The following is a 16,654-nucleotide window of genomic DNA, read 5'->3' on the forward strand; positions in this document are numbered from 1 at the left end:
ATGTCTCGCGGAAGGGTGCGCGCATGCGTGTGCTCCTGATGGGCCGCTCGCCGTTCCTCGTGCGCGGGCTGCGCGCCGAGCTGGTCGATCGCGGCGTGGCCGTGGTGGCGACGGTGCGCACGCTCGGCGAGCTGAGCGCGGCGCTCGCCGCGGGCGGCGCCGATGCTGTGCTGGCCTGCCTCGCCGGTGCGGTCTCGGACGCGCGCGGCGGAGCGGTCGCGATCACCTCGGTGCTGTCCGAGCACCCGCGCACGGCGCTGCTCGCGCTCACGCCGCTGCCGCCGCCGTCCCGGCTCTGGCAGGTGGCGAATCCCGCCTGGGATGCCGTGGCTCTCGAGAGCGCGGACACCGACACCGTGATGGCCGCGCTCGAGCGCCTGACCACGGCGCCGGCGGCGCGCCGCCTCACCCGCGCCGACCTCACGCTCACGGGTGGCGAGCAGCGCGTGCTCGACCTGCTCGCCGTCGGGCTCTCGAACGAGGCCATCGCCCAGCAGCTGTGCGTGAGCCCGAAGACGGTGGAGGCCCACATCTCACGGTCGTTCAGCAAGCTCGGCCTCGTCAGCGACGACCACAGCACCAACCGGCGTGTGCTCGCCGCCCTGCGCTGGGCCGGCGTGTGAGGCTCAGGTCTGGCTGGCGGACCACCAGAGGAGCCCGAAGCTACCGACGACGACCAGGGCGTAGAACAGCGTCATCAGGTACCCGAGGATCAGCCCCGCGACAGCGAGCCCGGTGCCGCGCTCGCCGGTGCGCTTGATCTGCGACAGCGCCAGGTGGCCGGCGATGACCGCGAGCACCGCGGTCGCGCACAGGCCGAGCACGAGCGAGGCGATCGCCCAGGGGTTCCACGACTCCTGCGGGTTGAGCCCGGTGTACTGGGCGTTCGGCGAGCCGTAGGCGGGGGCGTTGCGCGCGGGCGACAGGTACGGGCTCACCGGCGCGGGGGCGCCGACCGGGGGCACCGGGGCGTCCTCGGTGCCGGGGCTCCCGTAGGGGTCGTTGCCCTGCTGGCTCACCGTGTCTCCTCCTGTGTCGGTGCCTCCATCGTGCCACCCGTGGTGGGTCAGGCGCGTCAGGTGACGGCGAGCGCCTGCTCGATCTCGAACGCGTGCCGCTCCCACGTCTGCCACCAGCGGTCGGCGCCCTCCGGGAGCTCGCCCGGCGGCACCTCGGCGAGCAGGTCGCGCAGCTCGGTCTTCAGCGCGCGGACGTCGTCGTCGGACGCGGTGCCGTGCGCGAACGCGGCCTCCTCGGTCTCCCACGCCCGCCGCCGGGTGCGGATGATCTCGTCGGTCAGGTGCTGTCGCTGCGCATCGGCGCCCGTGACCACGTCCCGCGCGCGCAGGAACCCGTAGTCGACGGCGATCGAGATCAGCCCGGGGTCGATCGTCACGAGGTCGTGGACGTCGACGGTCGGCGCGATCACGGTGGCGCCGTGCGCACGTGCGTAGGCGATCTCGTCGCGCTGCAGCTCGTCGGACATGATGCCGCTCGTGCTGCGCATGATGATCGTGAAGATGTCCGCAGCCGCGAACGACTGCTGCGTCCGGACCCCGGAGGGCGAGGCGACCACCGCGTAGCACTCGGACACGCCGAGGTGGTCGAGCGCTACCTCGGTGGGCAGGTTCTCGCGGACCCCGCCGTCGACGTAGTACTCACCGGCCAGCGGCACCGGCGGGAACACCCCCGGGATCGCGCAGGAGGCCCGAATCGCTTCGACCACGTCCACCTCGCCCAGCTCGGGCACGGGGCGGTCCTGCCTGTCGGTGAAGGTGCCGGTGTTGGTGACGTACCGCAGCTCACCGCTCTCGAGCCCGACCAGCGCGATCCGCAGCGTCACGGGCGAGGCCGCGAGCCGCTCCGGGTCGAACACGTGCGGCTCCAGCAGCCGGTCCACGATCGGGCCCGGCATGAACGCCGCGCGCTCCTGCGTGGGCCCGTTGACGATCAGCTGGAGGTCGGCGCTGGAGCGCCCGGCCTCCCAGAGGGTGCCGAGCGCCTCCAGGGCCGTGCTCGGCTTCCACGCCGTGCTCTGCTCCTCCGCGCCCTCGTGGCTGGTGCGCTGCCGCAGCGCGAGCACCTTGCGCCACGTCGGCATGTGCGCCCGCAGCCGTGCGAACCACGGGTACTCCGTGAACATGTCGCTGCTCGAGGTCATCCCGAGCCAGATGCGCTCGAGCTGGGAGAGGGCGTCGCGCTGACCGGCGTGCTCGCCGTGCTGCGCCAGCACGCTGGCCAGGATCGAGCCGGCCGAGGTGCCCGCGATCACCGACGGCGTGATCCCGACCTCGTCGTAGAGATAGCGCAGTGCGCCGATCTGGAACGACGACCGAGCCCCGCCCCCGCTGAGCACGAGCCCCAGGCGAGGGTCGGTGGGAGGGTGCGGGACGCCGTCGGGCTCCCGCTTCCGCGGCAGGAAGGGGGCCTGCCGGAGCCAGCGCGCGAGCTCGTCCACGACTCAGACGTACGGGTTGCTGCCGGGCCCCGACGACGGCCGCGCGCCGGACTGCTCACCGCCAGCCGGGTAGGTGCTCGGGGGAGCGCCCGGCCTGCTGGGGTCGAGGTAGGCGGCGCCGCTGCGTCCCATGACGACCGCGGCGCACAGGAAATAGAGCCCGAGCAGGAGCAGCACGGTGTTCACCAGGGCGATCCCACCGCTGATGACGGAGATGCCCATCACCCCGCGGTCCCACATCATGCTGTGCAGCACCGGGGCGATCAGGACGGCCTGCCAGATCAGCGAGAGCACGGCGCCGGCGACGATGAGAGCGAGCCCGAGCCACATCTTGCCCTTCGCGGGTCCCGCCTTCGGTGCCATCACAGCGCCGATGACCAGGGCTCCGACGATCGGGATCAGGTTGAAGATCAAGGCGTACATGTGGCCCCCTAGACAAACGGTAGGAGCCCAGCCTAACGACTGGCGACGCGTGGACCCGTGGTGGTGATGGCGCGCAGCACCGCCGCCGTCGAGAGCGCCACGACGGCGGCGAGGCCGGCGGCGCCCAGGCTGACGAGGTAGCCGGTGTGGGCGTCGTGCAGGTCGATGACGCGACCTGCGATCGAGCTCCCGACGGCGAAGCCCAGCCCGATCGCCGTTCCCACCCAGGTCAGGCCCTCGGTCAGCCGGTTGGGGGGCACGAGCTGCTGCACGAGGGCGTTGCCGGTGATGATCGTGGGAGCGATCGCGAACCCGGTCACGAACCCAACAGCGGCGAGCGCCCACAACGTGTCCACGAGCGCGAACAGGCCGAGGCCCATCGTGAGCGGCACGACACCGATGACGAACCTCTTCCACGCCGGCATCGTGAACTCGCGCGCGCCGTAGAGCAGGCCGGAGAACAGCGACCCGAGCGCCACGACGCCGAGCACGATGCCCGCCACGCCGGGCACGCCCGCAGCCTCCGCGACCGCCACGGTGGACACGTCGACCGACCCGAAGATCGTGCCGATCGAGATGAACACGACGACGATGATGACCATCCCCCAGGAGCGCATCACCGAGCCCCGCTGGCCCACCTCGGGGCGGCCCGAGGCCGGTGGCTCGGTGGCCCGCTGCGCCAGGAACCAGAACCCGCCCGCCCCGGCCGCGACGATCGCGATCAGCAGGCCGGCGACCGGAGAGATCGCGGCCGCGAGCGTGGTCGAGAGCACGGGACCGACGACGAACACCAGCTCGTCGAGCGCGGACTCCAGCGAGTAGGCGGTGTGGAGCTCGCGCGCGTTCTCGACCACGCGGTTCCAGCGCGAGCGCACCAGCGCACCCATCGAGCCGACGGTCAGGCCGGCGAGCGCAGCGGTGGGGTAGAGCAGCCAGGAGGGTCCGTGCAGCATCGCGGCGACGGCGAGCCCGACGAGGCCTGTCATCGCGACCAGCAGCGACGGGCGCATCACACGCGCCTGCCCGTGCGAGTCGACCAGCTTCGAGATCTGGGGTGCGCCGACCGCCTGCGCGACCGTGTAGACCGCGGCGACCTGGCCGGCGAGCGCGTAGGAGTGGTAGACCGCCTCCACGAGCAGCACGATGGAGATCGTCACCATCGACATCGGGAGCCGGGCCAGCACGCCTGATCCCGAGAACCCCCAGGCACCAGGCGCGCTGAGGATCTTCCGATAGGGGGCGAACACTGCAAGATTCTGTCACCTCGCCGCAGCCGAGGATGCCCATGGAGTGGCCGCGCTGACGTTGCCTTCGTCACCTGCTCGCAGGGTCACTACGCTGACGGCGTGGGCATCGTGGGCAGTGCGTTGGACCGGGTTCTCCGCCTTCGTGCTGCGCGGTCGGCCGGTCGCGCCGCCTGGCGGGTGCACCTGCTGGTGCCGACCCGCGCGGACGTGCTGGTCGATTCCAGCCGCCAGGTCGCCCAGCTCTACGCCGACCGCGGCCACCACGAGGACGCGGCTGCGGTGCTCCGCTCGGCCGAGGCGCAGGCGAAGGGCGCCGAGGCGCGCATCGAGCTCGCCACCGCGCGGGCGCTCGCGGAGCTCGAGGCCGGCGTGGTCCCGGAGGACCTGGACCGCGTCGTCGAGGACGCGCTGACCGAGGCGGACCGCTATCTCGACGGCGGTGAGGTGGGCCCGAGCGCCGCTCGGCTCGCCGGTGCGCTCGCCGTCTGCTACCACCCGGCCCGGCACTTCGGCACCGCGCCCTCCCCGTTGCTCTCCGACCACCGCACCTTCTTCGAGCCGTTCGAGCGGTCCTCGGCCTTCGAAGCGCTGCTCGAGGACCCGCGGCCGCGCCCCCGGCCCCACCGTGAGGCCCGCACCGAGCGGCTGCTCGTGCTCGGCTACGACAACCGCCACTTCATCGAGCCGCTGGCCGCCGAGCTCCGGGCCGCAGGGGTCGAGGTCCGCGTGCTGGATCTCGCTGCCGACGCCGGCGTGCGGCCGCTGCTGTCGCTGCGGGCGCTTGTCGAGGCCCGGCTGCGGTACGGGCTCGACGGGACCCGGCCACCGCTGCCGGAGCACCTCGCCGAGGACGTGGCATGGGCCGAGGTCATCTTCGTCGAGTGGGGGCACCGCGCCCAGGTCTGGGCCTCGCTGGTGCGGGGCATCGAGGCGCCGATGGTGACCCGGTTGCACCGGTACGAGGTGGCCACCCCGATGCCGCTGCTGACCGTGTGGAGCTCGGTGGAACGGGCCGTGTTCGTGGCCCCGACCATCCGCGCCGTGGTGGAGGCGACCGCACCGGCGATCACGCGGGCAGGCACTGAGGTGCACGTGGTGCCCAACCGGCTCGAGCTCGCGCGGTGCGAGCGCGAGAAGCTGCCCGGGGCCGAGTACACGCTCGCGCTGGTCGGGTGGAACAAAGCGGTCAAGGACCCGGCCTGGGCCCTCGACGTGCTCGCGGCGCTGCGCGTCACCGACGACAGGTGGCGGCTGCTGCTGGTCGGTGAGCAGAAGCCTGCTGACAGCCTCGAGGAGAGCTTCGAGTACCACGAGGACCTCACGCGCCGGATCGTGAAGCTGCGGGACGCCGTCGAGGTCACGGGGTTCACCGACGATGTGCCGGCGCTGCTGCAGCAGGTCGGGGTGATCCTGTCGACCAGCCGGTTCGAGGGCACCCACGAGGCCCTGCTCGAGGGCGTGGCGAGCGGTGCGCTGCCGGTGGTGCGGAACTGGCCTGCGCTGCGCTCGTGGGGCGGGCCGGCCTCGTTCTACCCGCCGGAGTGGGTGGTCGACAGCCCGCAGGCCGCCGCCGCCCGGATCCTGGCCGCCAAGCCGAGCCCGCCGACGAGCTCGGCGGCCCGGTCGGCGCAGCGGTGGGTGCTGGAGACGATGGACTGGGACGTGGTCCGGCCGACCTTCGACGCCGTGCTCCTCGACCCGTGAGCGTCGACCTCCGCAGCGACAACACCGCTGGGGCCGCGCCGTACGTGCTGGAGGCGCTCGCGGCGGCCGGCACCGGTACGGCAGCCTCGTACGGCGACGACGAGATCACCGCGCGGCTGCAGCAGCGGGTGAGCGAGGTCTTCGAGCGCGAGGCGTTCGTGTTCCCGGTCGTGTCCGGGACCGCCGCGAACGCGCTCGGGATCTCGGCGCTGTGCCCGCCGTGGGGAGCGGTCGTGTGCCACGAGGGTGCGCACATCCTCGTCAACGAGGCGGCGGCGACCTCGATGTTCAGCGGCGGCGCCGCCCTGCTCGGGCTGGCAGGTGTCGGGTCACGGCTCACGCCGGAGGCGCTGACGGCGTGCTTCGAGCGCACCGGCTGGGACGACCCGCACCACTCGCAGCCGGCCGTGCTGAGCGTGACCCAGGCGACCGAGATGGGCGAGGTGTACGAGCCGGAGCAGATCGGCGCGCTGGCAACGCTGGCCGCCGCGCGTGGGCTACGCGTCCATCTCGACGGCGCCCGGCTGGCCAACGCCCTCGCGGCGCTCGGGTGCGTGCCCGCCGACCTGACCTGGCGTGCCGGTGTCGAGATGGTCAGCCTCGGCGCCACCAAGAACGGCACCATGACCGCCGACGCGATCGTGGTGTTCGACCCCGCGGTCGCCCAGGAGCTGCGGTTTCGGCTCAAGCGTGCCGGGCACGTGGCCTCGAAGGGCCGGTTCCAGTCCGCGCAGCTCGACGCCTATCTGACCGAGGACCGCTGGCTCCGCTCCGCGAGCCGCGCGAACGCGGCCATGGCCCGGCTGCTGGCCGGGCTCGCCGAGCTCGGGTATCACCCCGTGGTGCCGGCGCGTGCGAACCTCGCCTTCGTCGCCGTCCCTGACGAGGTCTCCGCCCGCTGGGCGCAGGCGGGCGTGCAGTTCTACGTGATCGAGCCCGGCGTCGTCCGCCTCGTCACCAGCTGGGCCACCACCGACGCCGACATCACCACCGCCCTCCACCACTTCGAGACGCCCAGCTCAGGCCGCTCCCTCACTGAGTGCGCACATCGACGGTGAGAGCGCACGGTGCGCAGTGCGCACTCACCGTGCATGTGCGCTCTCAGCGTGCGCTGCGCCTCGGCACCGCCGCTACGCCGAGGCGACGGCGGCGTTGACCTCCTCGATCGTGCCCGCTGCGGCGTCGGCAGCGGTCATGTTCCCGAAGCGGACCTCGGTGAGGTAGCGCGTGAACACGTCCTGCGCGGTGCTGGAGCCGGTCGGCTGCACCGCTGGGGTCGAGCTGATCTCGGTGAGCACCTCGGCGATGAAGTCGGCGACGTAGACGTCGGTCTCGGTGAGCTTGTCCTGCATCGTTGCCACCATGTCGGGGTTCGACGGGACGCCACGGTTGAGCAGCTGGATCGCGTTCGCGCTCTCGTCGTTGACGAGGAAGTCCACGAGGGCGGCAGCGGCTTCCGGCGCCTCCGAGCGTGCGGAGATCGACCAGAACATCGACGCCTTGCCGAACAGCCCGTTCTCGGTCGCCTCGCCCGCCAGCGACGGCGGCCGCAGCATCACGACGTCCTCCACACCGCTGGCCTCACGGTAGTTGCCGAGCTGGTTGGTCCACGCCCAGCTCATCGCCGTCCGGCCGGTCGCGAACGCCTGCTGCTCGAGCGAGAGCGTGCTGTCCTCCTGCGAGGCCGAGGCGCCGAGCGTGCCACCCGAGGTCTGCAGGTCGAGGAGCCACTGGAACCACTGGGCCAGCACGTCGGCGCTGACCGCCATGCCCTCGTCGTTCCAGAGGTCCTCACCGTTCTGCCTTGCCCAGATCGTCAGGTCGGCGTAGGAGCCACCGTTGGTGAGGCCGACGACGTCCGGCAGCGCCTCGGGGAACGCCGCCGCAAGCTCGGCGGCGTCGTCCCAGGTCCACGTCTTGTCATCAGGGATCTCCAGGCCGGCGGACTCGAACAGCTGCGGGTTCGCCAGCACCACCCAGGCGTTCTGCCCGGTCGAGAGGGCGTAGAGCGTGCCGTCGAGGCGGCCGGAGTCGAGATCCGCGGCGGCCACGTTGGAGAGGTCGATCGGCAGCTGCTCGAGATCGGCGAGGACACCACGGCCGCCGTACTCGGCGAGATACTTGCCGTCCATGTTGATGACGTCCGGCTCGTCGTTCGCGGCGACCTGCGTGGCCAGCCGATCCCAGTACCCGCTCCACTCGGCGGGCTCGGAAGCGACGCCGATCTCGGTGTTCGCCGCCATGAAGAGGTCGACCATCTCCTGGGTGAACTCCTGGTAGAAGGTCGGGCCCCACCAGGTGAAGCGGATGGCCGCGGCCGAGCCGCCGCTGGTACCGCCGCTGGTGGAGCCGCCAGCGCCGGTACCGGTTCCACCGCGCCCGCAGGCTGCGAGGCCACCGGTGATTCCGAGCGCTCCGGCCACGGTGAGGAGCGTGCGTCGAGTGATTTGCGGGTTCATGATGGTTCCTTATCGGCGGCGGTGACGACTGAGGTCTGGCCTCAAGATACCGCCAGCCGCCGCCGAATGGAACCGCTTACACGAGACCGTTCGTCAGGACGCCGTGGCGACGCCTGCGTTCACCTCGTCGATCGCGGCTGACGCCGCCGCGGCCGGGGTGAGGCTCCCGAACCGGACCTCGGACAGGTACCGGGTGAACACGTCCGCTGCGGAGCTGGCGCCCATCGGCTGGACCGCGGGAGCCGACTCGATCTCCTGCAGCACCTCGCCCATGAAGTCGACGACGTACGCGTCGGTCTCCGTGAGGTCGGCCTCCAGGCGCGCGACGACCTCGGGGTTCGAGGGGACGCCGCGATCGAGCATCTGCAGCACGTTCGCGCCCGGGTCGTTGACGAGGAAGTCCACGAGCTTCGCCGCGCTCTCCTGCACGTCCGACCGTGACGAGATCGCCCAGAACATCGACGCCTTGCCGAACAGCCCGTTCTCCGCGGCGCTCCCCGCAAGCGACGGCGGCCGCAGCATCACGACGTCATCCTGGCCGGAGGCGTCGCGGATGCTCCCGAGCTGGTTGGTCCAGGCCCACATCATGCCGACCTTGCCGACGCTGAACGCCTGCTGCTCGAGCGAGAGCGTGCCCTCCTCCTCCATCGCGGTGGCGCCGAGGCCGGCGCCGGAGGTCTGCAGGTCGAGGTAGAGCTGGAACCAGGACTCGAGGGTCTCCGGGCCCATCGCCACGCCGTCGGCACTCCACAGGTCCTCGCCGTGCTGGCGCGCCCAGATGGTCATGTCCGCGTACGAGCCGTTGCCGGCGACCCCGACGGCGTCGGCGTCCGAGTCGGTGATCGCCTGCGCCAGAGCCTTGAAGTCGTCCCACGTCCAGGTCTTGTCGTCGGGCATCTCCACGCCCGCGGCCTCGAGCACGGTGGGGCTCGCCATGATGACCCAGGCGTTCTGACCGGTGGAGAGCGCGTAGAGGGTGCCGTCGAGCCGCCCCGAGTCCAGGTCGCTCGGGGCGATGGCGGACAGGTCGATCGGCAGCTGCTCCAGGTCGGCGAGCACGCCGCGGCCGGCGTACTCGGCGACGTACTTGCCGTCCATGTTGATCACGTCGGGCTCGTCGCTCGCGGCCACCTGGGTGGCCAGCCGGTCCCAGTACCCGCTCCACTCACCGGGCTCCTGCTCGACCGTGATCTCGGGGTTGGCCGCCATGAAGGCCGCCACGGCCTCGCCCGTGTACTCGAAGCGGAACTCCGATCCCCAGAAGGTGATCCGAACGGTGTCCGCGGAGCCGCTGCCGCCGCCCGCGCCCCCACCTGTCGTCGGTTCGTCGGCGCCTCCGCCACCTCCCCGGCTGCAGGAGGCCAGGAAGCCCGTCAGTGCGAGCCCGCCTCCGATCGTCAGGAGGGTGCGGCGATTCATGGTGCTGTTCATGAGGGGTTTCCTTCTCGACGGCGTCGGCGATCGGTGTTCCGCCCCGCGCCGGCATCGGCCCGGGGTCACGAAGATACCTGGAAAGACCGCGTCTGGAAACCGGTTACTGGGTCACGGTTCCGTCATCGCAGCGCGTCGGCGACCACCTCCCGCGCTGCCTCCTGCACCTGCGCGAGGTGCTCGGGCGAGACGAACGACTCGGCGTAGATCTTGTAGACGTCCTCGGTTCCCGAGGGCCGCGCGGCGAACCATGCGTCGGCAGTCGTGACCTTGAGCCCGCCGATCTTGGCGCCGTTGCCGGGGGCCTCCACGAGGCGCTCGGAAATCGGTTGCCCGGCGAGCTCGGTCGCCGTCACGGCCTCCGGCGTCAACGACCCGAGCCTCGCTTTCTGCTCCCGGTCCGCGGGGGCGTCGACCCGTGCGTACCAGCTCTGCCCGTGCGCCAGCACCTGCTCCTCGTGCAGCTGGCTCGGGCTCCGCCCGGTGACGGCGACGATCTCGCTCGCGAGCAGCGCGAGGAGGATGCCGTCCTTGTCGGTCGTCCACACCGATCCGTCGGTGCGCAGGAAGGACGCACCCGCGCTCTCCTCACCGCCGAAGCCCACGCCGCCGTCGAGCAGCCCGGGCACGAACCACTTGAACCCGACCGGGACCTCGAGGAGCGTCCGCCCCATCCCGGCGGCCACGCGGTCGATCAGCGCCGAGCTCACGAGCGTCTTGCCGACGCCGGCGCTCGCGGACCACTGCGGCCGGTGCGTGAACAGGTACTCGATCGCCACGGCGAGGTAGTGGTTGGGGTTCATCAGCCCCCCGTCGGGTGTGACGATCCCGTGCCGGTCGGCGTCGGCGTCGTTGCCGGTGGCCACGTCGTAGGGCGCCGCCCCGGCGCCGCCTTCCATGATGGTCCGCAGCGAGGCCATCGCGTTCGGGCTGGAGCAGTCCATCCGGATCTTGCCGTCGCCGTCGAGCGTCATGAACGACCACTGCGGGTCGACCTTCGGGTTGACCACGGTCAGGTCGAGCCCGTACCGCTCGCCGATCTCGCCCCAGTACTCGACCGCGGCGCCGCCGAGTGGGTCCGCTCCGATGCGCACACCGGCGTCGCGGATCGCGTCCATGTCGAGGACCGAGTCGAGATCGTCGACGTAGGTGAGCAGGTAGTCGTGCTTGTGGACGGTCTCGGCCCTCATGGCGTCGGTCGAGCGGGGCACGTCCGCCACGCCGGAGGCCAGCAGCTCGTTCGCACGCCTCGCGATCCAGCCGGTGGCGTCGGAGTCGGCGGGACCGCCGTGGGGCGGGTTGTACTTGAAGCCGCCGTCGCGGGGCGGGTTGTGCGACGGTGTGACCACGATCCCGTCGGCAAGGCCCGGTCCGTGCGTGCGGACGCCCTCGCTGCTGCCTGCGCCGTTGTGCCGCAGGATCGAGTGCGAGACCGCGGGCGTGGGGGTGTATCCGTCGCGCGCGTCGACCCGCACGTCGATGCCCGCGGCCGCGAGCACCTCGAGCGCCGTCGTCGTGGCCGGGGCGGACAGGGCGTGCGTGTCGCGGCCGATGTAGAGCGGCCCGTCGGTGCCCTGTTTGCGGCGGTACTCCACGATCGCGGCCGTGATCGCGACGATGTGGTCCTCGTTGAAGGCTCCGTCGAGGGACGAGCCGCGGTGGCCGGAGGTGCCGAAGGTCACCTGCTGGTCCGGGTCCCCGATGTCGGGCGCGCGGTCGTAGTACGCGCTCACCACCTCGTCGACGTCGATCAGGTCCTGTGGCTGGGCCGGCTGTCCTGCGCGCTCGTGCATGCAGCGATCTTCGCATCGCACCAGCGCGATTGGCGAGGGCCGGCTGGGTTAAGGTCGGGCGCGGCATCGAGGCAACCAAGGAGCGGGCATGGCCAAGCGCAAGAAGACCACCGACCCGAAGGTCGCGGAGCGGCGCGCTGCCCGCAAGGCGGCGCAGCAGGCGCTGGCCAGCGGCGCGGCAGGGGAGGCAGTCGTCGCGCCGTCGAGGACGTTCCACGGGCTCCCGAGCGAGCCCGACTGGGTGGCCATGCGCGAGGTCGTCCCGGCCGCGAGCGCGACCGCGCGGACGACGGCGGAGCACGGCGCCGTCGACGTCCTCGTCGTCACCCTCCTGCCGCGGCTCTGGCCCGCGATGAAGCGGTCCGACGGCGTGGTGCTGGTCGCGCTGCAGACGGCCAGCTCCTCGGAGGATCCCTCGCGCGACGTCGCGGCGGCGCTGCTGCAGGTTCTCGACGCCGAGCCCGGCAGCGCGCTCGAGCACATCGACCTGCCGGAGTCCGGCCCGCGCCTGCAGGACGTGCTCGATCTCGACGTGCCGTTCGAGGTCACGGTGCACGACACCTTCGCCTACACGGTCCCCGAGGACGGCAGCGCTCCCGATGAGGCCGCCGCCGCCCTCGAGGAGGCTGCCGGTGGCATCGTGCCCACGGTGCGGCTGACCGGCGTCGACGCCGCGTACTGGTGCCGCATGGGTGAGCGCGAGTTCCTGCGCTGGGCGCGTCCGGAGGATCCGGAGCAGCTGCTCGACGCGCTGGCTCGGCTGCACGCCGATCGCGCCTCGGCGCTCGACGACGGTTCGCGATTCGTGGGGGCCTTCCGTTCGTGCGGGATCCTCGTGCCCGTGTGGGAGCTCGCTGACGGCACCGAGGCCGCGGACATCGAGGGCCCGGTGGCCGCCTTCGCGCCGAAGCTGGACGAGGCGATCGCCTCGACCGAGCCGCTGACGCCCGAGCAGCGACGCGCACGCGCCGGACTCGTCTCACGACAGGTCAGTCTTCGCTGACCACCTGCCCCATGACACTAGGGTGGAACCGTGGAGGGGCCAGACGGGCACAGAGCTGAGGAGACCGCAGCCCAACCGCTGACGGTCATCCGCCGGCGCCGTCCTGAGGGCGGTGCCGCCGGGCGGCCGCCGGTCGATCAGCGGGTCGCCGCGGTCATCCCTGCCAAGGACGAGAGCGAGCGGATCGCCGACACGGTCCGCGCCGCACGAGCCATCCCTCACGTGGACCTCGTGCTGGTCGTCGACGACGGCAGCGAGGACGACACCGGCGCCAAGGCGCGGGCCGCCGGCGCCGTCGTCGTGCGGCACGCCATCAACCGCGGCAAGGCCTCGGCGATGGAGACAGGCGCCGCCGTCGTCGCGATGCGCGACGAGGAGGAGGGCCTGCCTCGCATGCTGCTGTTCCTTGACGCCGACCTCGGCCTGACCGCTGTCAACGCTGCGCCGCTGGTGCCCCCGGTGTGGGCGGAGCGTGCGGACATGTCGATCGCGACGCTCCCGAAGCAGGCGGGAGCAGGTGGGCGCGGCATCGTGACCGGATTCGCCCGCCGCTCGATCCAGCGGTTCACCGGCTGGGCGCCCGCGCAGCCGCTCTCCGGCCAGCGCTGCCTGAGCAGGGCGGCCTTCGAGGCGGCCCTGCCGCTCGCGCGCGGGTGGGGTGTCGAGACCGCGATGACGATCGACGTGCTGCTCAAGGGGTTCGCCGTGGTCGAGGTCCCCTGCGACCTGCGACACCGCCCCTCCGGCAACGACCTGGCGGGGCAGCTGCACCGCGCGGCACAGCTGCGCGACGTGATGGCCGCCGTGGCCGCCCGCCGGTTGCGCCGGTACCCGGACCTGCCGGTGGTCATGGACGAGCCGGACGTCCCCGAGGGCGACGATCCCGAGGCGCTCGACGACGAGGGCGAGTCCTACCGCGGGGCCTGAGCCCCGTCGTCGTCCATCGCCTGGGCATCGGACTCGCCACCCCGCGCGAGCATCCACGTCGCGCACGAGGCGAGCAGCAGCGGCACCGCGACGGCGACGCCGATCGCCGGGATCGCGATTCCGGAGTCGTTCACGGCGAACCCGATGCCCGCGCACACGGCGAGCGCCACCAGGCCGGGCCCGAGCATCGGTGCCTGCTTGGCCATCGCGGAGATCGGGGCGCCGTTGGACAGCCATGCGTACTCGCCGCCGCCGGGGGAGGAGATCGTCTCCTTGACCGGGCGGATCAGCACCAGCACCACGAGCAGCACGCCGCAGATCGCCAGGATCGTCAGCGGGCGGTTGCCGAGCAGGATCGTGAGGTTCTGATCGAGCTTGCGGCCAATGACCTCCCAGAAGTCGCCGTCGAGCACGTCGGCGAAGAACCGGCCCAGGTGCGTGCGGGCGGCGGGGGGCCGCAGCCAGTCGAGGAACGCGATCGCCATCGTGACCACGCCTGCCCCCAGCACCACGAGCACGACCTTCTTGATCGTGAGCCGGACCCCCAGGGCCAGCAGCGTGAGCAGCCCGAAGGCCACCAGCATCGCGGGCGGCCCGCCGAAGTCCGCGCCCCAGAAGGGGGCGCCGTCGATCACGATCGCCGCGAGCCCGATCAGCGCGATCACCAGGGCGGCCGCTCGTCGTCGGCCCCTGCGCACCAAGGAGTTCGCCACCGCGGTCACGAGCAGCAGCAGCGATGAGCTGAACAGCGCGAACGAGGTGTTGTTCATCCCGTAGAAGCGGCCGGCCACAAGGGTCGGGATGCCCATGATCGCCGAGACCTGGAGCTGCGCGCCGGTGATCACGTCGACCGCGAGCACGATCGCGGTGACCCCGGCGACGACGGCGGCCGGGCCGAGCAGGGCGCGCCGCCAGGGCCCGAGCAGCGCGAGGGCGACGATCGCGGCGTCGATCACGGCGATGCCGGCGAGCAGTGCCAGCAGCGGGGGTTCGACACGCCACCACGGGAGCAGATTCGTGAGGAAGGACGAGACCGGGATGCCCGCGACGGCGAGCGAGATCACGCGCATCGTGCGCAGCACCGGCACCCGGCGGTCTGCGACCGAGCGCGCCAGCCGTGGGCGGCGCAGCCCCAGGGTGACGACGGCGTACAGGGCGAGGTTGATCAGCACGAGGCTGAGGAAGAAGCCAGGGATCAAGGGACGCTGGGCCGCGGCGTGCTGCTGGCGGTCCGTGGCGGCGGCGACCAGGGCGTCCGGATCGGCCGGGCTGAGCGTCATCGGCGCGCCGATCGAGCTCGTGCCATCGGAGTCGACGCCGAGCAGGTCGAGCAGGGTGGCGTGCTGGTCGGTGGCGAGCAGGTAGCCGGGCTGGCGGGTGCTCGGGCTGCTGATCTGGGCAGGCTCCTCGACGCCGATGGCGGCGAAGAAGCGCAGGCCGGCCGGGCCGCCGTCGTCGGAGATGCCGGAGATCAGCACGAGCGGGTCGCGACCGCTCGCGCCGGCGCCGGCGAGCACGGCGCCCAGCTGCTCGGCGACCTCGGCCGCGGCCTCCTCGCGTGTGCTGGTCCCGCTGGTGGTGTCGTCCCCGACCTCACCCAGGTCGACGGCGACGAGGTCGCTGGTCTCCAACGCCGCACCCACGTCCTCGGTCAGCGACGAGGGGACGAAGGGCCGGTAGTCGCCGATCGTGCCCTCGCTCGTGGCGAGCGCGACGGCGGCGCCGCCGCCGATGGCCGTGGTGCCGATCCCGGCGTCCGCGAGCACATCGCCCAGCAGCCCGGGCTCGGAACCGAATGCGGCGTCGTCCGCGCGCTGGAGGTAGAGCTCCCAGTCCGGCACCGCGCTGCCCTCGGCGGGGGGGCCGATCGGCGCGCAGCCGCCTTCGAGCAGCTCCCCGCTGGCGCGGTTGCCCGCCGAGATGGCGAGCCAGCCGTCCACGGGGCAGGCCTCGGCGCGGGTGCTGCGGACCACGAGCGACCCGGCTGCCAGCTCGTCGGACCAGCCGCCGAGGAAACCGCCCATCGCCTCGGCGTCCGACCAGCTCAGTCCCGGAGCCCCGACCAGCACCACCGGCCGGTCCACCTCGGCCGCGGCGGGCGCGGCCGGGATCACGACCGCCAGCGCGGTCAGCAGCACCCCCGCCAGCACGGCGACGGTCAGGCGCGCGGGCGCAACGAGAGCAGTCATCGCCACGAGCGTATGGCTCAGATGTGTGCACGGTCTGCACCACCGGCGAGAATCCGGCCAAGATCGCGGGAGGATGTGCCCATGTCCTTGCGATACGCCTTCCTCGGTCCCACCGGCACCTTCACCGAGGCCGCGCTGCGATCGGTGGCCGGCGCCGATGACGTGGCCGTGGCCCAGACCGATGTGCCGACAGCGCTCGCAGCCGTGCGCGGCGGTGACGTGGACCGTGCCGTGGTGCCGATCGAGAACTCGGTCGAGGGCGGGGTCTCGGCCACGCTCGACGCGCTCGCCTCCGGGCAGCCGCTCGTGATCGTGGGCGAGGCGCTCGTGCGGATCGAGTTCGTGCTCGCGGCGGCCGCGGGCACCGCGTTGGCCGACGTCAGGCACGTCTCGACCCACCCGCACGCGTGGGCGCAGACCCGCAAGTGGATCTCGGCGAACCTCCCGGGGGTCGTGCACGTGCCCGCGACCTCCACCGCCGCCGCGGCGGCCCTGCTCGCCGAGCCGGGTGATCACGGGTTCGAGGCGGCCGTCATCGCCCCGCACACCGCCGAGCAGTACGGCCTGAAGGTGCTGGCGGCAGGTATCGAGGACAACGCGAACGCGGTCACGCGGTTCGTCGTCGTCTCCTCGCCCGGTCCGGTGCCGGAGCGCACCGGGAGCGACAAGACCACGCTGATGGTCCATCTGCCCGACAACGAGGCCGGCGCGCTGCTCACGATGCTGGAGCAGTTCGCGGTGCGCGGTGTCAACCTCTCGCGGATCGAGTCCCGACCGATCGGCGACTCGCTCGGCCGCTACGGGTTCTCGATCGACGTCGAGGGCCATATCGACGACGAACGCGTGGCCGCCGCGCTCGTGGGGCTCCACCGTGTGTGCCCGATGGTCCGCTTCCTCGGCTCGTACCCGAGGGTCGACGGCGGTGGTTCGGCCGTGCGCCGCGGCTTCACCGACGAGGACTTCCGCCTCGGCCGTGACTGGGTCGCGGCCCTGCGCGACGGCGTCCACCCCGACTGAGGT

The 16,654-nt window shown here is 72.3% G+C and carries 14 protein-coding genes; 6 read left to right on the forward strand and 8 right to left on the reverse strand.

Annotated features, from left to right (window positions below):
- Positions 1-23 precede the first annotated feature (23 nt).
- On the forward strand, positions 24-623 hold the full coding sequence (locus GPA03_RS22715) for a helix-turn-helix transcriptional regulator (RefSeq protein ID WP_206673660.1): 600 nt from the start codon (positions 24-26) through the stop codon (positions 621-623).
- A gap of 3 nt (positions 624-626) precedes the next feature.
- Here GPA03_RS22715 and GPA03_RS20190 read toward each other — a convergent pair whose 3' ends face one another.
- The 4 genes from GPA03_RS20190 to GPA03_RS20205 are packed head-to-tail and all read right to left on the reverse strand — an operon-like array spanning position 627 to position 4,128.
- The gene (locus GPA03_RS20190; protein ID WP_156253867.1) at positions 627-1,019 is read right to left on the reverse strand and encodes a DUF4190 domain-containing protein; all 393 of its coding nucleotides are present in this window, start codon (positions 1,017-1,019) and stop codon (positions 627-629) included.
- A 56-nt stretch (positions 1,020-1,075) separates the two neighbouring features.
- Positions 1,076-2,458, reverse strand: a complete 1,383-nt coding sequence (locus GPA03_RS22720; RefSeq protein ID WP_206673661.1) for a patatin-like phospholipase family protein — start codon at positions 2,456-2,458, stop codon at positions 1,076-1,078.
- Positions 2,459-2,461: 3 nt separating this feature from the next.
- On the reverse strand, positions 2,462-2,881 hold the full coding sequence (locus tag GPA03_RS20200; protein WP_156253868.1) for a hypothetical protein: 420 nt from the start codon (positions 2,879-2,881) through the stop codon (positions 2,462-2,464).
- Between the two features lie 32 nt (positions 2,882-2,913).
- Positions 2,914-4,128, reverse strand: a complete 1,215-nt coding sequence (locus GPA03_RS20205; RefSeq protein WP_241681410.1) for an MFS transporter — start codon at positions 4,126-4,128, stop codon at positions 2,914-2,916.
- A gap of 99 nt (positions 4,129-4,227) precedes the next feature.
- Here GPA03_RS20205 and GPA03_RS20210 point away from each other — a divergent pair, with 99 nt between their 5' ends.
- On the forward strand, positions 4,228-5,832 hold the full coding sequence (locus GPA03_RS20210) for a glycosyltransferase (protein WP_156253869.1): 1,605 nt from the start codon (positions 4,228-4,230) through the stop codon (positions 5,830-5,832).
- Positions 5,829-6,890, forward strand: coding sequence for a threonine aldolase family protein (locus GPA03_RS20215; protein ID WP_156253870.1), 1,062 nt, complete (start codon positions 5,829-5,831; stop codon positions 6,888-6,890). Before GPA03_RS20210 ends, GPA03_RS20215 begins: the two co-directional genes overlap by 4 nt.
- 72 nt (positions 6,891-6,962) lie before the next feature.
- Here the strand turns inward: GPA03_RS20215 and GPA03_RS20220 are convergent, their stop codons facing one another.
- The 3 genes from GPA03_RS20220 to pgm all read right to left on the reverse strand — a co-directional run bounded on the left by GPA03_RS20220 (position 6,963) and on the right by pgm (position 11,515).
- Positions 6,963-8,291: an ABC transporter substrate-binding protein gene (locus GPA03_RS20220; protein ID WP_156253871.1), complete on the reverse strand. Its 1,329-nt coding sequence runs from the start codon at positions 8,289-8,291 to the stop codon at positions 6,963-6,965.
- Between the two features lie 93 nt (positions 8,292-8,384).
- Positions 8,385-9,722 (reverse strand): ABC transporter substrate-binding protein, encoded by a 1,338-nt coding sequence (locus GPA03_RS20225; RefSeq protein ID WP_156253872.1) that lies wholly within the window; start codon positions 9,720-9,722, stop codon positions 8,385-8,387.
- A gap of 122 nt (positions 9,723-9,844) precedes the next feature.
- Complete coding sequence (pgm, locus tag GPA03_RS20230; RefSeq protein WP_156253873.1) at positions 9,845-11,515, reverse strand: phosphoglucomutase (alpha-D-glucose-1,6-bisphosphate-dependent); 1,671 nt, start codon at positions 11,513-11,515, stop codon at positions 9,845-9,847.
- 88 nt (positions 11,516-11,603) lie between these two features.
- Here pgm and GPA03_RS20235 point away from each other — a divergent pair, with 88 nt between their 5' ends.
- Complete coding sequence (locus tag GPA03_RS20235; RefSeq protein WP_241681411.1) at positions 11,604-12,518, forward strand: DUF5926 family protein; 915 nt, start codon at positions 11,604-11,606, stop codon at positions 12,516-12,518.
- Positions 12,519-12,548: 30 nt separating this feature from the next.
- Positions 12,549-13,445, forward strand: coding sequence for a glycosyltransferase family 2 protein (locus GPA03_RS20240; protein WP_206673662.1), 897 nt, complete (start codon positions 12,549-12,551; stop codon positions 13,443-13,445).
- Here GPA03_RS20240 and GPA03_RS20245 read toward each other — a convergent pair.
- A complete protein-coding gene (locus tag GPA03_RS20245; protein ID WP_156253874.1) occupies positions 13,430-15,634 on the reverse strand; it encodes a hypothetical protein in 2,205 nt (734 codons plus the stop codon). The two genes, GPA03_RS20240 and GPA03_RS20245, sit on opposite strands and share 16 nt — an antisense overlap.
- Before the next feature lie 81 nt (positions 15,635-15,715).
- Between GPA03_RS20245 and pheA the strand changes: the two genes are divergently transcribed.
- Positions 15,716-16,651 carry a prephenate dehydratase gene (pheA, locus tag GPA03_RS20250; protein WP_156253875.1) on the forward strand — a complete coding sequence of 312 codons (936 nt, stop codon included), beginning with the start codon at positions 15,716-15,718 and terminating at the stop codon, positions 16,649-16,651.
- Positions 16,652-16,654 lie beyond the last annotated feature (3 nt).

Source organism: Pseudactinotalea terrae, assembly GCF_009733845.1.
Classification (GTDB): Bacteria; Actinomycetota; Actinomycetes; order Actinomycetales; family Beutenbergiaceae; genus Pseudactinotalea; species Pseudactinotalea terrae.